The 13,977-nt window shown below is 42.4% G+C and carries 14 protein-coding genes and 2 riboswitches; all 14 genes read left to right on the forward strand.

The window, feature by feature from the left end; translation table 11 throughout:
* The 14 genes from SB660_RS11420 to purF all read left to right on the forward strand — a co-directional run bounded on the left by SB660_RS11420 (position 1) and on the right by purF (position 13,964).
* Positions 1 to 804, forward strand: a complete 804-nt coding sequence (locus SB660_RS11420; protein WP_410582616.1) for a hypothetical protein — start codon at positions 1 to 3, stop codon at positions 802 to 804.
* Positions 805 to 824: 20 nt separating this feature from the next.
* Positions 825 to 1,376, forward strand: a complete 552-nt coding sequence (locus SB660_RS11425; protein ID WP_288160829.1) for a hypothetical protein — start codon at positions 825 to 827, stop codon at positions 1,374 to 1,376.
* A gap of 228 nt (positions 1,377 to 1,604) precedes the next feature.
* Positions 1,605 to 1,706: riboswitch (purine riboswitch) on the forward strand.
* Positions 1,707 to 1,850: 144 nt separating this feature from the next.
* The gene (locus SB660_RS11430) at positions 1,851 to 3,176 is read left to right on the forward strand and encodes an NCS2 family permease (protein ID WP_410582619.1); all 1,326 of its coding nucleotides are present in this window, start codon (positions 1,851 to 1,853) and stop codon (positions 3,174 to 3,176) included.
* A 218-nt stretch (positions 3,177 to 3,394) separates the two neighbouring features.
* The gene (locus SB660_RS11435) at positions 3,395 to 4,195 is read left to right on the forward strand and encodes a hypothetical protein (RefSeq protein WP_339165092.1); all 801 of its coding nucleotides are present in this window, start codon (positions 3,395 to 3,397) and stop codon (positions 4,193 to 4,195) included.
* Between the two features lie 408 nt (positions 4,196 to 4,603).
* Entirely contained in the window at positions 4,604 to 5,158 is a 555-nt protein-coding gene (locus tag SB660_RS11440) for a DUF2179 domain-containing protein (protein ID WP_024424505.1), read from the forward strand.
* Complete coding sequence (locus SB660_RS11445; RefSeq protein ID WP_012009137.1) at positions 5,155 to 5,355, forward strand: NETI motif-containing protein; 201 nt, start codon at positions 5,155 to 5,157, stop codon at positions 5,353 to 5,355. Before SB660_RS11440 ends, SB660_RS11445 begins: the two co-directional genes overlap by 4 nt.
* A 79-nt stretch (positions 5,356 to 5,434) precedes the next feature.
* Positions 5,435 to 5,536, forward strand: a riboswitch (purine riboswitch).
* 169 nt (positions 5,537 to 5,705) lie between these two features.
* On the forward strand, positions 5,706 to 6,194 hold the full coding sequence (purE, locus tag SB660_RS11450; RefSeq protein WP_058015578.1) for a 5-(carboxyamino)imidazole ribonucleotide mutase: 489 nt from the start codon (positions 5,706 to 5,708) through the stop codon (positions 6,192 to 6,194).
* The gene (gene purK / locus SB660_RS11455; RefSeq protein WP_410582622.1) at positions 6,187 to 7,329 is read left to right on the forward strand and encodes a 5-(carboxyamino)imidazole ribonucleotide synthase; all 1,143 of its coding nucleotides are present in this window, start codon (positions 6,187 to 6,189) and stop codon (positions 7,327 to 7,329) included. The genes purE and purK overlap by 8 nt, the downstream gene beginning before the upstream one ends.
* Positions 7,326 to 8,621: an adenylosuccinate lyase gene (gene purB, locus SB660_RS11460; protein WP_058015533.1), complete on the forward strand. Its 1,296-nt coding sequence runs from the start codon at positions 7,326 to 7,328 to the stop codon at positions 8,619 to 8,621. Before purK ends, purB begins: the two co-directional genes overlap by 4 nt.
* A 72-nt stretch (positions 8,622 to 8,693) precedes the next feature.
* Complete coding sequence (gene purC / locus SB660_RS11465; RefSeq protein WP_061406993.1) at positions 8,694 to 9,416, forward strand: phosphoribosylaminoimidazolesuccinocarboxamide synthase; 723 nt, start codon at positions 8,694 to 8,696, stop codon at positions 9,414 to 9,416.
* A complete protein-coding gene (gene purS / locus SB660_RS11470; RefSeq protein ID WP_003214349.1) occupies positions 9,409 to 9,663 on the forward strand; it encodes a phosphoribosylformylglycinamidine synthase subunit PurS in 255 nt (84 codons plus the stop codon). Before purC ends, purS begins: the two co-directional genes overlap by 8 nt.
* Positions 9,660 to 10,343 (forward strand): phosphoribosylformylglycinamidine synthase subunit PurQ, encoded by a 684-nt coding sequence (purQ, locus tag SB660_RS11475; RefSeq protein ID WP_058015531.1) that lies wholly within the window; start codon positions 9,660 to 9,662, stop codon positions 10,341 to 10,343. Before purS ends, purQ begins: the two co-directional genes overlap by 4 nt.
* On the forward strand, positions 10,327 to 12,558 hold the full coding sequence (gene purL / locus SB660_RS11480) for a phosphoribosylformylglycinamidine synthase subunit PurL (protein WP_339165098.1): 2,232 nt from the start codon (positions 10,327 to 10,329) through the stop codon (positions 12,556 to 12,558). The genes purQ and purL overlap by 17 nt, the downstream gene beginning before the upstream one ends.
* Positions 12,534 to 13,964, forward strand: a complete 1,431-nt coding sequence (purF, locus tag SB660_RS11485; protein WP_339165100.1) for an amidophosphoribosyltransferase — start codon at positions 12,534 to 12,536, stop codon at positions 13,962 to 13,964. Before purL ends, purF begins: the two co-directional genes overlap by 25 nt.
* Positions 13,965 to 13,977: the final 13 nt, after the last annotated feature.

Below are 13,977 nucleotides of genomic sequence, written 5' to 3' on the forward strand. Positions count from 1 at the left end.
ATGTCTAAACTTAAGTTTTTAATATTAATTATATTTTTATCAGGATTGTTTTTACCGCTAAATGTAAACGCAGAAGAAGTAAATGGAGTAGAATTAAAAGTTAAAAAAATTGTTAAGCAAATTCTACCTATTGAAGAAAGTATGCCAGAGTCTGTTATTAAAACTTATACTGATGGTGGATGGAGCTTAAATGAAGATTTAAAACAATTAGAAAGAGTAGTGACTTATCAAGGTGAGGAAATTGAAGTTGATGGTGAAAAAGCAAAAACTGATTCTAATGGAGAAGCTGTTTTTGAACTAAATGATACAGAAGATGTTGATGTGTCTGTTAAAAATATCCTTACAAGTGATGTAAAGACCAAGTCAATTGAAATTAATAAACAAAAAAACGAAACAGTTATTTATGAAAATGTTGACTTAACTGGTATAATAAAGAATATGGGGGGCGAAGAAGAGTCAATAGAAGAGCAGGTAGAAGGAGACGGTGAAGTACAAATTGGTGGACTGAAAAACGGACAAAAACCTAAGCGTGGAGCATATGTACATTGTAATAGGTTTAATGGATTTACTGGAGATGGTAGATATTACAGTAAAACGAAGCATCCTGTTAAAGCAAACATCAATTTTTTTCAAAGTGATTGTGATGTAGCATTAGCTAGAAGTTTTAAATGTTTAAAAGATTATACCAATAGCCCTTACTGCTCGACTAAGAATAAAAGTACAGCTGGAAAATGTTCTCCTAATATTGCTAAGCATTCAAGACTCTATCATAAACATACAGGTTGGTTCTCACCTAGTAAATAACAAGGAGGAAGATCAGAATTTTGGGAGTTTTTATTATTACAGGTTTAGTATTAATATTTTTAATTTCTTTTATGTTTTTTAAGAAGTTTTTAAGTTTGAAATTAATTTCAATAATAAGTGTTTTGTTTTTAACAATAATAATTGTTCTTTATGTATTATTTTTTGTGAATTTTCATTCAGTATCTCTTAAAGACGAATCATTAGGCGGTTTTAAAATTGGGCAAGAGATTGATAATCATATACTTAAGAAAAGTGATCAATTTTCATCTGATAATGAATTCGTATATTCAAAAAAGGGGGATGAGGATTTTTTAGTAACATCTAATAAAGATGATAATATAATCTCCATTACTAACCAATCACAAGACCAAAAAATTAAAACATCTAAAGGTATTAAGATTTTTGATACGTTTCAGGATGTAATAAAAATGTATGGGAAAGAATACAAAAACCTTTGGTTTGTAGAAGGGTATGAAACAGGTATTCAGTATCAAGATAAAGATGAACAGCTTCTCCTAGAATTTTTCTTTAATGAAGATAAATTGTACCGTATTGAATTAATTAAAAAGTGATGCGCTAAATTTTTGAAATAGTATAGCTTGATTTTTTTCCTGTTAGAAAGTTTATCTTTTTTCATGCTTTCTATGTTTCTTAGCAATTTCGAATATTTAGATAAGAAGTAACAAGAACTAGATGTGATTTTCCAAATTCGTGTAATAATACGAATGAAGCGGACATTTCTTTGAAAAATGTTCGCTTTTCATATTGTCTTTTAAAAATGAAGTTGGTACAATAGACACAGAAATCAAATAGATAGAAGTCGTATAATGGCGGGGATATGGCCCGCAAGTTTCTACCAAGCTACCGTAAATAGCTTGACTACGTCAATTCACACTCGTTTGATATAAATCATGCATTGTTCTTGTTTTATGTCATCGTCTGAATTCACATATGTAGTCAAGCGTCCCAAAACTGTTGGGGCGTTTTTTATTTGACTTGTGAATGGGGCAGACTAAAGCAAAAGGACATGAAGGGAGTCAGTTGGCTTGAAACAGTTTTTTCAATTTGATGAGTTAGGAACGAATTACCGCAGAGAAATCATCGGTGGTTTAACCACATTTTTGTCGATGGCTTACATTTTGTTTGTCAATCCGATCACACTTGCTTTAGTGTCGGTACCGGATTTTCCAGATAAATTACGAATTGATCAGGGCGCTGTCTTTACTGCGACGGCGTTAGCCTCTGCCACAGGGTGTATTCTGATGGGGCTGATTGCCAGGTATCCAATTGCGATTGCCCCAGGTATGGGCTTGAATGCCTTTTTTGCCTTTTCGGTTGTTCTTGGCATGGGCATCACATGGGAAGCAGCACTTTCTGGTGTATTTGTTTCAGGATTGATTTTCGTTGCCCTTTCTTTAACAGGTTTCCGTGAAAAAATCATCAATGCCATTCCGGCTGAGCTAAAGCTGGCGGTTGGTGCAGGTATTGGTCTATTCATTACGTTTGTCGGTCTGCAAGGCTCTGGCATAATTGCCAATAACGATAATACGCTCGTTTCCATTGGGAACATTCATAGTGGTCCTGTCTTATTAACGGTTTTTGGTATCGTGGTGACTGTCATTTTAATGGTTCTGCGAGTGAATGCAGGTGTCTTCATTGGGATGCTTGTGACAGCTATTGCAGGAATGATTGTTGGTCTTGTCCCAGTACCGACGCAAATTGTGGGAAGTATTCCAAGCTTATCTCCAACCTTTGGACAAGCCTTGATTCACTTGCCAGACATCTTCTCGATTCAAATGCTTGTCGTGATTTTAACGTTCTTATTCGTTGGGTTCTTTGATACAGCAGGAACGCTTGTGGCTGTTGCAACCCAAGCTGGTTTAATGAAAAATAATGAGCTGCCGCGTGCAGGAAGAGCACTTCTAGCGGATTCATCTTCAATTGTTGTAGGTTCTGTTCTTGGAACATCGACGACAACATCTTATGTTGAATCTAGCTCAGGTGTTGCTGCTGGTGCGCGTTCAGGATTTGCAGCTGTCGTGACAGGTATTTTCTTCTTGCTTGCGATGTTCTTCTCACCGCTTTTATCCATCGTTACATCGAATGTGACAGCACCTGCTTTAATCATTGTTGGTGCACTGATGGTCGCTCCGCTTGCGAAGATTGCATGGGATCGTTTTGAAATCGCCGTACCAGCATTCTTAACGATGATTATGATGCCACTCACATACAGTATTGCAACAGGGATTGCGGTTGGCTTTATTTTCTACCCGATTACGATGATCTTTAAAGGGAAAGCCAAAGAAGTACATCCGATTATGTACGGATTGTTTGTGATCTTTATTCTCTACTTTGCTTTCTTAAATCATTAATGGTTCGCCTGAAACAGCAGCTCATGGAGCTGCTGTTTTTTTGTTTTGCCCTAATTTTCTTGCCATTTTAAAACCTCTGATGCCCTTTAGCCGTCTATTCGTATGAACGTCAAGGAATCTTGACTGAACAGAGAGACTCCGCTACTTTAAGAGGAGTCATCCTTACAGGTCATTCGTATGAGCCTGTAAGGATTGTGCTGGATAGGAGTTGATATGAGATGTTAGAAAAAGATGAAGAGCAAAGTACATCAGACGTAAAAAATGAAGAGCCATCAATAGATCAAGAAACGAGACAATCCCGTCTTAGCAGAAGCGCCGCAAAACGTGGAAGAACGTCGAAAGTAAAAGCGGCAGCGGATGATGAGCGTTCTACCATTCAGCGCATGCTGCAAGGTGTAGGAGGCGCGTTTAAGCGCTATGGCTCATATGGACTTGCGATGTTAAAATCACCGAGCCGGGCCATCAATCAAGCGGAAACATTACGGATGAAGTACGCCTGGATCTCGATTGTGTTATTCAGCGTGTTTTTTGCTTTAGGCAACTATGTTCAATTAAAGGCGTCAAAGACTCGTTTATTAGGCTTTGGCATTCATTACTCTTTTGGTGACGCCTTTTTGAGGGTAGCGGTTTTTACACTCATTCTGCTCACATTGATGATGCTGACCGTCTGGTTACTCGGAAAATACATGTTAAAAGGAAACATATCACTGAAAGAAGTGATCATGAAGTTTGGTGCCGCACTTGTACCGGTTTTGGTTTTATCGATCCTTTGGCTTGTATTTGCCATGCTGAATATTCCATATGTGACGGTCATTTTATCTGTGATGATGTTTTTTGGTCTCCAGTTGATTGCGGTCGTGCTGTTTCGCTCAATTCAATCGGAGCATGAAGCGGTGCGCGGTGATTTGATGTATGCCGGCTGGATCTTTTTATTGGTGGAGCTTGTCATCATTGCATTGCTCTGGGGCATTGTCGGAGAGTATTTGATTCCTTCACTTGTGCCTGTTCGATTTGGATAATACACAGACTGAAAACCTCCTTTTATGAAAAAGGAGGTTCAGCGTGTAGACAAACCCTCGCATTCGGTGTCAGTCCTGCGTGCTGGTGCTCGCGAATGTCAAATTCGCTCCGCGCCAGTACTCGTCCTTTCTAGACTGCAAAGGTTTTCTATCACGCTGACAAGGAGACAAAGGGCTAAAATCAAGATCATTTTAGCCCTTTGTCAACAATCTGAAACCTCCTTTTTTGAAAAAGGAGGTTTTCATGTTGAGAAGAGGAAAAAACGGGTAAACTCTTGGTAACAAAGACCACCGTTCTTGTCGAAAGATATATGTGTTTTTCTCGCGCAAATTTGATTGTATCAAGGTATGTTCTCTAGTAGAATATGGGGTGCTTTATTTGATTTTTTAGTGCAGGGGGTTCGAATCGTGCTTCAACAACTTTTATCCAATGCGTTTACCATGGTTTTGATCATTTTAGTGATTAATATTGTCTATGTCTCTTTTTCCACCATGCGTTTGATTTTAACAATGAAAGGCAGACGGTACGCAGCAGCTTTTGCTGGTACGATTGAAATGCTGATTTATGTGATTGGATTAAGTATCGTACTTGATAACTTAGATCAAATCCAAAATGTCATTGCGTATGCGTTAGGTTATGGGATGGGGATCATTGTCGGGATGAAAATTGAAGAGAAGCTGGCACTTGGCTACACAACTGTTAACGTGATCACAAAAGAATTAGATGTCGATCTCCCAAGGCAATTGAGAGAAAAAGGATATGGTGTCACCAGCTGGGTAGCAGGCGGTCTTGAAGGAGACCGGACAGCATTGCAAATTTTAACACCGAGGAAATATGAACTGCAATTATATGAAACGATTAAAACGCTGGATTCAAAGGCATTTATCATTTCATATGAGCCCAAATCGATTCATGGCGGCTTCTGGGTGAAGGCTGTGAAGAAAAGGAGAATTAAAGAATGACCGCAAAACCAAAGAAGAAGAAATTCTATGTGGAAGACAACATGACGATCGATCAAGTGTTGTCCCAGATGGCAGCGGAAGGCTACTCGCCTGTCCGACGAATGGAGGAGCCCATTTTTCAGGAAAAGAAGGAAAATGGGTCGATTCAGATCATTCCGATTGGGAAAAAAATCGTATTTGAAGGAAAAATAGTCTAAATCCGAACATTAAAACGACGACTTCATAGATTGTTCGATAAATCCGTTGACATCATGAACATCCGTTGTTAAGATAAACATGAAATCAAAACACGAACCTCATATAATCTTGGGAATATGGCCCATAAGTTTCTACCCAGTTACCGTAAATGACTGGACTATGCAGGATAGTGAACAAAACTGACATGGCGTTTCAAAAGCGAACAGCGCTTACCATGGCCCGGTTTGTGTTGCTTCCTAACAATGCAATGCAAATCGGGCCTTTTTGTTCGGCGTTTGACAAGCTGCTTAGGTTTGGGAAGCGTGTCAAACGATACAAAATCGAATATCAGCTTAAAGGTGGGGACAAAATGAAGCCGCTTGTAGGTGTCATCATGGGAAGTACATCTGATTGGGAAACAATGAAAAATGCGTGCGATATCTTAGAGGAATTAGACATTCCCTATGAAAAACAGGTAGTATCCGCACATCGGACACCTGACTTGATGTTTGAATATGCGGCAGAAGCAAGAGGTAAAGGACTAAAAGTCATCATTGCCGGTGCTGGAGGCGCAGCACATTTACCGGGGATGGTCGCAGCAAAAACGACACTGCCGGTCATTGGTGTGCCCGTACAATCAAAAGCACTAAATGGGCTGGATTCCTTATTATCCATCGTTCAAATGCCAGGCGGTGTACCAGTTGCGACAGTGGCGATTGGCAAAGCCGGTGCAACAAATGCAGGCCTTCTAGCCGCACAAATGATTTCAGCTTTTGATGAAACAATCGCTGCTCGCCTTGAGGAAAGAAGAGAGCAAACAAAACAGACTGTACTAGAAAGCAGTGATCAGCTTGGCTAAGCAGACCATTTTTCCAAACGCAACCATCGGTATTATCGGCGGAGGACAGCTTGGCAGATATATGGCCGTCAGCGCAAAGCAAATGGGGTACCGGGCAGCTGTATTAGACCCAGTCGCACAATCTCCCTGTGGACAGGTTGCTGATACAGAAATCACAGCTGCATATAGTGACCTGGATGGAATCAGACAGCTCGCAGAAATCAGCGATGTCGTGACATATGAATTTGAAAATATTGATTACGATGCACTTAATCAATTGAAGGAAGAAGCCAATTTACCGCAAGGAAGTGAACTTCTTCTTTTAACGCAAAATCGTGAAACGGAGAAAAAAGGGATTGTAGATGCAGGCTGTGAAGTTGCGCCTTATCGCATCGTTCATGATGAAAAAGAGCTGGAAGACGCAGTAACCGTACTTGGTTTGCCAGCCGTTTTGAAAACATGCAGAGGCGGCTACGACGGAAAAGGGCAGTATGTGATCAAGGAAAAAGGACAGCTTCACGAAGCATCTGAATTGCTTACACATGGAACATGTATTTTAGAAAGCTGGGTCCCATTTCAAATGGAGCTCTCGGTGATCGTCACTCGTTCTATTCACGGGGAGATTGCGGTATTCCCAGTCGCTGAGAACATTCATAAGCACAACATTTTGTTCCAGAGCATTGTGCCTGCAAGAGTTGATGAAAGCATTCAGGAGAAGGCAAAAGTGCTGGCAACGACACTGGCTGAAAAGCTGGGGCTAGTGGGTACACTTGCTGTAGAACTGTTCCTGACAAACGAAGGAGAACTGCTCGTCAATGAACTGGCGCCTCGCCCGCATAATTCTGGTCATTATACGCTCGATTTATGTGAGACGAGTCAGTTTGAACAGCACGTTCGCGCGATATGCGGTTTACCGCTTGGCGGCACAGCCCTTTTGTCAGAGGGCATGATGGTGAACTTATTAGGCAATGAAGTAGACATCCCAATAGAGCATCCTGAGCTTCTCAAAGAAGCGAAGCTTTATCTATATGGAAAGCATGAAGTAAAAGCCGGCCGCAAAATGGGGCATATGACATTTATGAAACAGCTTGATGATGAATGGATGACAAACATCACAAAGATATGGACTGAAAGAGATGGAGGAAACGGGAAATGATCGAACGTTACGCACGACCAGAAATGTCAGCAATCTGGACAGAGGAAAACAAATTTAATGCATGGCTTGAAGTAGAAATTCTCGCTTGTGAAGCTTGGGCAGAGCTTGGTGTTATTCCAAAAGAAGACGTTGTGACTATGCGTAAGAATGCAAGCTTTGATATTGATCGTATTTTAGAGATTGAACAAGACACGCGCCATGACGTGGTTGCCTTTACGCGTGCTGTATCTGAATCTCTAGGAGAAGAAAGAAAGTGGGTTCATTACGGGCTAACATCTACAGACGTAGTGGATACGGCGCTTTCATATCTATTAAAGCAGGCAAACGATATCTTGCTCAAGGACATTGAGAGATTTGTTGACATCCTAAAAGAAAAAGCGAAAGAGCATAAATACACTGTCATGATGGGACGTACACACGGTGTACACGCTGAACCGACAACATTTGGCCTGAAGCTTGGTCTTTGGTACGAAGAAATGAAGCGTAACCTAGAACGTTTTAAACAAGCAAAAGCCGGTATCGAATTTGGTAAAATTTCTGGGGCTGTTGGCACATATGCGAACATCGACCCGTTTGTTGAGCAATATGTATGTGAGAAGCTTGGCATCAAAGCTGCACCAATCTCCACCCAAACCTTGCAGCGTGATCGTCATGCCGATTACATGGCTACTCTTGCACTCGTCGCAACAAGCATTGAGAAATTTGCTGTTGAAATCCGTGGTCTTCAAAAGAGTGAAACACGTGAAGTAGAAGAGTTCTTCGCAAAAGGACAAAAGGGATCATCAGCAATGCCGCATAAACGGAACCCAATCGGTTCTGAAAATATGACGGGAATTGCCCGCGTCATCCGTGGATATATGCTGACAGCTTATGAAAATGTACCACTTTGGCATGAGCGTGATATTTCTCATTCGTCTGCTGAACGCATCATTTTACCAGATGCAACGATTGCACTGAACTACATGCTAAACCGTTTCTCAAACATTGTGAAAAACTTGACGGTCTTCCCTGAGAACATGAAACGCAACATGGACCGCACACTTGGCTTGATTTACTCACAGCGTGTTCTTCTTGCATTAATCGATACAGGCATGGCACGTGAAGAGGCATATGATACGGTTCAGCCAAAGGCAATGGAAGCGTGGGAGAAGCAAGTGCCATTCCGTTCATTAGTAGAAGCGGAGGAAAAAATCACATCACGCTTAACACCTGAACAAATCGCTGACTGCTTCGATTACAACTATCACTTGAAAAATGTCGATATGATTTTCGAACGTCTAGGTCTTGTGTAAGAAAAGGGCCACCTGCTTGTCAGGTGCCCAATCCTGAAAATTGCCAACATTCAAATTAGGAGGCCAACCTGAATGACTGTGAAACAAGAACTTCTCTACGAAGGCAAAGCGAAAAAAATCTATCAGACCGATGACGAGCAAATTTTATATGTTGAATATAAAGACTCAGCGACAGCATTTAACGGCGAAAAGAAAGCTGAAATCGAAGGCAAAGGCAGACTGAACAACGAAATTTCAAGCTTAATCTTTCAAATGCTGCATGAGAAAGGGATCAACAATCACTTTGTGAAACGCCTTTCTGAAACAGAGCAGCTCATTCAAAAGGTACAGATTGTGCCGCTTGAAGTGGTTGTGCGAAATGTGGTGGCAGGCAGTATGTCAAAGCGCCTTGGCATTCCAGAGGGAACAAAACTGGATACACCATTGATCGAGTTTTACTACAAAGATGATGCACTCGGCGATCCGCTCATTACAGAAGATCATATTCGCATTTTACATGCAGCGACACCAGAGCAGGTCGAGGAAATGAAACAGATCACAAGACAAGTCAATGAAGAGTTAAAGCAAATCTTTTCAGACTGCCATGTGAATTTAATTGATTTCAAGCTTGAATTCGGAATAGATCACGAGAATCGTATTTTGCTAGCTGATGAGATTTCACCTGATACGTGCAGGCTTTGGGACAAAGAGACAAACGAAAAGCTTGATAAAGACGTGTTCAGACGAAACCTGGGCGGCTTAACAAATGCATACGAAGAAATTTTCAAAAGACTTGGAGGCCATAAACATGTATAAAGTGAAAATTTTTGTCAGCTTAAAAGAGAGCGTTCTTGATCCACAAGGAAGTGCCGTGCAGCACGCCTTGCACAGCATGTCTTATCAGGAAGTAAAGGATGTCCGTATCGGAAAATACATGGAGCTTGTCATTGAAAAATCAGATCGTGATTTAGACACAGTCGTCAAAGAAATGTGCGAAAAATTACTGGCCAACACGGTGATTGAAGATTACCGCTATGAGGTGGAGGAGGTTGTCGCACAGTGAAGTTTGCAGTGATCGTCTTGCCTGGCTCTAACTGTGATATCGATATGTACCATGCGATTCAAGATGAGTTAGGTGAACAAGTTGAATATGTATGGCACGACGAAACGAGTCTAGACGGATTTGACGGTGTACTCGTACCAGGCGGTTTCTCTTATGGGGATTACTTAAGATGCGGTGCGATTGCTCGCTTTTCAAACATCATGCCGGCGGTGAAAAAAGCAGCTGCGGAAGGAAAGCCTGTTCTTGGTGTTTGTAACGGGTTCCAAATTCTTCAGGAGCTTGGCATTCTTCCAGGTGCGATGAGACGAAATAAAGACTTAAAATTTATCTGTCGTCCAGTTGAACTCATTGTAGAGAACAACGAAACGCAATTTACAAGCGGCTATCTAAAAGGCGAATCCATTTCGGTTCCTGTAGCGCACGGTGAAGGAAACTTCTACTGTGATGAAGACACTTTAGCGAAGCTTATTGAAAATAACCAAATCGCTTTCACTTACGGAGACGATATTAACGGCAGTGTCAATCGAATTGCAGGTATTACGAATGAAGAGGGCAATGTACTCGGCATGATGCCGCACCCTGAGCGCGCGGTGGATTCATTACTAGGCAGCGCAGACGGACTTAAATTGTTTCAATCTATCGTGAAAAATTGGAGGGACACTCATGTCACTACTGCTTGAACCAAGTCACAAGCAAATTAAAGAAGAGAAATTGTATCAGCAAATGGGATTGAGTGATGAAGAATTCGCTTTAATCGAATCCATTATTGGCAGGCTGCCAAACTACACAGAAACGGGTATTTTTTCTGTCATGTGGTCAGAGCATTGCAGTTATAAAAACTCAAAGCCTGTTTTAAGCAAATTCCCGACAAAAGGAGAGCATGTTCTTCAAGGTCCAGGGGAAGGCGCTGGAATCGTTGATATTGGAGACAACCAAGCGGTTGTATTTAAAATCGAATCACATAACCATCCATCTGCGATTGAACCGTATCAAGGAGCAGCTACTGGTGTCGGCGGAATTATCCGTGATGTATTCTCCATGGGTGCGCGTCCAATTGCTGTACTAAACTCTCTTCGTTTTGGTGAACTGACTTCACCGCGTGTGAAGTACTTGTTTGAAGAAGTAGTGGCAGGGATCGCAGGCTATGGAAACTGTATCGGAATTCCTACAGTCGGCGGAGAAGTTCATTTTGATCAAAGCTATGAAGGCAATCCGCTCGTGAATGCGATGTGTGTTGGTTTAATCAATCATGAGGACATCAAAAAAGGGCAGGCAAAAGGTGTCGGCAACACGGTGATGTATGTTGGTGCTAAAACGGGACGTGACGGTATTCACGGTGCAACATTTGCGTCTGAAGAATTTTCTGATGAATCAGAAGAAAAACGTTCAGCGGTTCAAGTCGGTGATCCATTCATGGAAAAACTTTTGCTTGAAGCGTGCCTTGAAGTCATCAAAAACGATGCGCTCGTTGGAATTCAAGATATGGGAGCGGCTGGCTTAACAAGCTCAAGTGCGGAAATGGCGAGTAAAGCAGGATCTGGGATTGAGATGAATTTAGACCTCATTCCGCAGCGTGAAACAGGCATGTCCGCATACGAAATGATGCTGTCTGAATCACAAGAGAGAATGCTTCTAGTCATTGAAAAAGGCCGTGAGCAAGAAATCATTGATATTTTCGAAAAATACGATCTTGAAGCGGTATCAGTCGGTCATGTGACAGACGATAAAATGCTTCGTTTACTCCATCAAGGTGAAGTGGTGTGTGAGCTTCCTGTTGACGCTCTTGCAGAAGAAGCACCGGTTTATCATAAGCCGTCAAGTGAGCCTGCATACTATCGTGAGTTTTTAGAAACAAAAGTGGAAGCTCCAGCGATCACAGATGCAGCACAGACATTAAAGCAGCTCCTTCAGCAGCCAACGATTGCAAGTAAAGAATGGGTCTATGATCAGTATGACTACATGGTTCGGACAAATACCGTCGTTGCACCGGGCTCTGATGCTGGCGTTTTAAGAATCCGCGGAACGAAAAAAGCCCTAGCGATGACAACAGATTGTAACGCGCGCTATCTCTACCTTGATCCAGAGGTCGGCGGGAAAATCGCCGTCGCAGAAGCAGCACGTAACATTGTCTGCTCAGGCGCTCGTCCGCTAGCAGTGACAGATAACCTAAACTTCGGTAACCCAGAGAAACCAGAAATTTTCTGGCAAATTGAAAAGTCTGCTGACGGGATTAGCGAAGCTTGCCGCACGCTAAGCACACCAGTGATCGGTGGGAACGTCTCTTTATATAACGAATCAAGTGGAACAGCGATTTACCCAACTCCAGTTATTGGGATGGTTGGTTTGGTTGAAGATACTGCTCATATTACGACTCAATCGTTCAAGCAGGCTGGCGATGTGATTTTCGTCATTGGTGAGACAAAAGAAGAATTTGCAGGCAGTGAGCTTCAAAAGATGACAGAAGGCCGTATTTACGGAAAAGCACCAGAAATTGATTTGAACGTAGAGCTAGCGCGTCAAGAAGCTTTGCTAGCTGCGATTCAAAACGGTCTCGTTCAATCAGCACACGATGTGTCTGAAGGCGGACTTGGTGTAGCACTTGCTGAAAGTACATTTGGAACTGACGGACTTGGTGCAGATATCCAAATCGATTTAAACAGCGAAGCTTCATTATTCAGTGAAACACAGTCACGTTTTGTTGTCACAGTGAAACCGGAGCACCGCGAAGCGTTTGCTGCGGCTGTCAAAGATGCGAAAGAAGTTGGAACGGTGACAAATGATGGTGTGTTTACTGTCAAAAATCAAGAAGGACAACAATGGATTCATGCAGCGGTCAACGAGCTTGAACGTGCATGGAAAGGAGCGATCCCATGCTTGCTGAAATCAGAGGCTTAAATGAAGAGTGTGGTGTCTTTGGGGTTTGGGGACACGAAGAAGCCCCGCAAATCACATATTACGGATTGCATAGCCTTCAGCACCGAGGACAAGAAGGTGCGGGAATCATTGCAACAGATGGTGAGAACCTGACGTCACACAAAGGCCTTGGACTGATTACGGAAGTCTTTCAAAACGGTGAGCTAAAGGATTTGAAAGGAAAAGGTGCGATTGGACATGTTCGGTATGCGACAGCAGGTGGAGGCGGCTTTGAAAATGTGCAGCCCCTCTTCTTCCGTTCGCAAAACAATGGCAGCCTTGCCCTTGCTCATAATGGAAACTTAGTGAATGCAACGCAGTTAAAGCAGCAGCTAGAAAACCAAGGGAGTATTTTTCAGACCTCTTCTGATACCGAAGTGCTGGCTCATTTAATTAAGCGCAGTGGGCATATGGAATTAAAAGAGCAGATCAAAAATGCACTGTCCATGCTTAAGGGAGCCTATGCTTTCTTAATCATGACGGAAACAGAAATGATCGTGGCGCTTGATCCGAACGGTTTACGCCCGCTTTCACTTGGTATGCTTGGGGATGCTTATGTTGTCGCTTCTGAAACTTGTGCATTTGATGTTGTCGGTGCCACGTATTTACGTGATGTGGAGCCTGGCGAAATGCTGATTATTAATGATGAAGGCCTCAAATCTGAGCGCTTCTCGATGAACATTAACCGCAGCATGTGCAGCATGGAATACATTTATTTCTCAAGACCTGACAGCAATATTAACGGTATCAATGTGCATAGTGCGAGAAAGAATCTTGGCAAAAAGCTTGCTGAGGAAGCACATGTCGAAGCAGATGTTGTGACAGGTGTACCAGATTCCAGTATTTCTGCAGCGATTGGATATGCCGAAGCAACAGGTATTCCGTATGAGCTCGGATTGATTAAAAATCGTTATGTCGGCCGGACATTTATCCAGCCGTCTCAAGCATTGCGTGAGCAGGGCGTACGGATGAAACTGTCTGCTGTACGCGGTGTAGTCGAAGGAAAGCGTGTCGTGATGGTGGATGATTCCATCGTACGCGGGACAACAAGCCGCAGAATTGTCACGATGCTAAGAGAAGCGGGTGCGACGGAAGTCCATGTACGTATTAGTTCACCGCCAATCGCACATCCATGTTTTTATGGGATTGATACATCCACACACGAAGAGCTAATTGCGTCATCTCATTCAGTGGAAGAAATTAGACAGGAAATCGGTGCAGACACCATTGCATTTTTATCTGTAGACGGTTTAATGGACGGGATTGGCAGAAAGTATGATGATCCGCAGCGCGGTCAGTGTTTGGCATGCTTTACTGGGAAATACCCGACTGAAATATATGAAGATACGGTTCTTCCGCATGTGAAGGAAACGGTCCTGACGAAATAATCGAATAAAGGAG

Origin of the sequence: Bacillus sp. SIMBA_005 (assembly GCF_046535585.1) — a bacterium.
GTDB lineage: Bacteria > Bacillota > Bacilli > Bacillales > Bacillaceae > Bacillus > Bacillus pumilus.

Excerpts from the sequence above, each read along its gene's own strand:
- SB660_RS11420 (WP_410582616.1), top strand. The coding sequence starts at position 1 with ATGTCTAAACTTAAGTTTTTAATATTAATTATATTTTTATCAGGATTG.
- purS (WP_003214349.1), top strand. The coding sequence starts at position 9,409 with ATGTATAAAGTGAAAATTTTTGTCAGCTTAAAAGAGAGCGTTCTTGAT.
- purF (WP_339165100.1), top strand. The coding sequence starts at position 12,534 with ATGCTTGCTGAAATCAGAGGCTTAAATGAAGAGTGTGGTGTCTTTGGG.
- SB660_RS11435 (WP_339165092.1), top strand. The coding sequence starts at position 3,395 with ATGTTAGAAAAAGATGAAGAGCAAAGTACATCAGACGTAAAAAATGAA.
- SB660_RS11445 (WP_012009137.1), top strand. The coding sequence starts at position 5,155 with ATGACCGCAAAACCAAAGAAGAAGAAATTCTATGTGGAAGACAACATG.
- purB (WP_058015533.1), top strand. The coding sequence starts at position 7,326 with ATGATCGAACGTTACGCACGACCAGAAATGTCAGCAATCTGGACAGAG.
- purL (WP_339165098.1), top strand. The coding sequence starts at position 10,327 with ATGTCACTACTGCTTGAACCAAGTCACAAGCAAATTAAAGAAGAGAAA.
- purE (WP_058015578.1), top strand. The coding sequence starts at position 5,706 with ATGAAGCCGCTTGTAGGTGTCATCATGGGAAGTACATCTGATTGGGAA.
- purC (WP_061406993.1), top strand. The coding sequence starts at position 8,694 with ATGACTGTGAAACAAGAACTTCTCTACGAAGGCAAAGCGAAAAAAATC.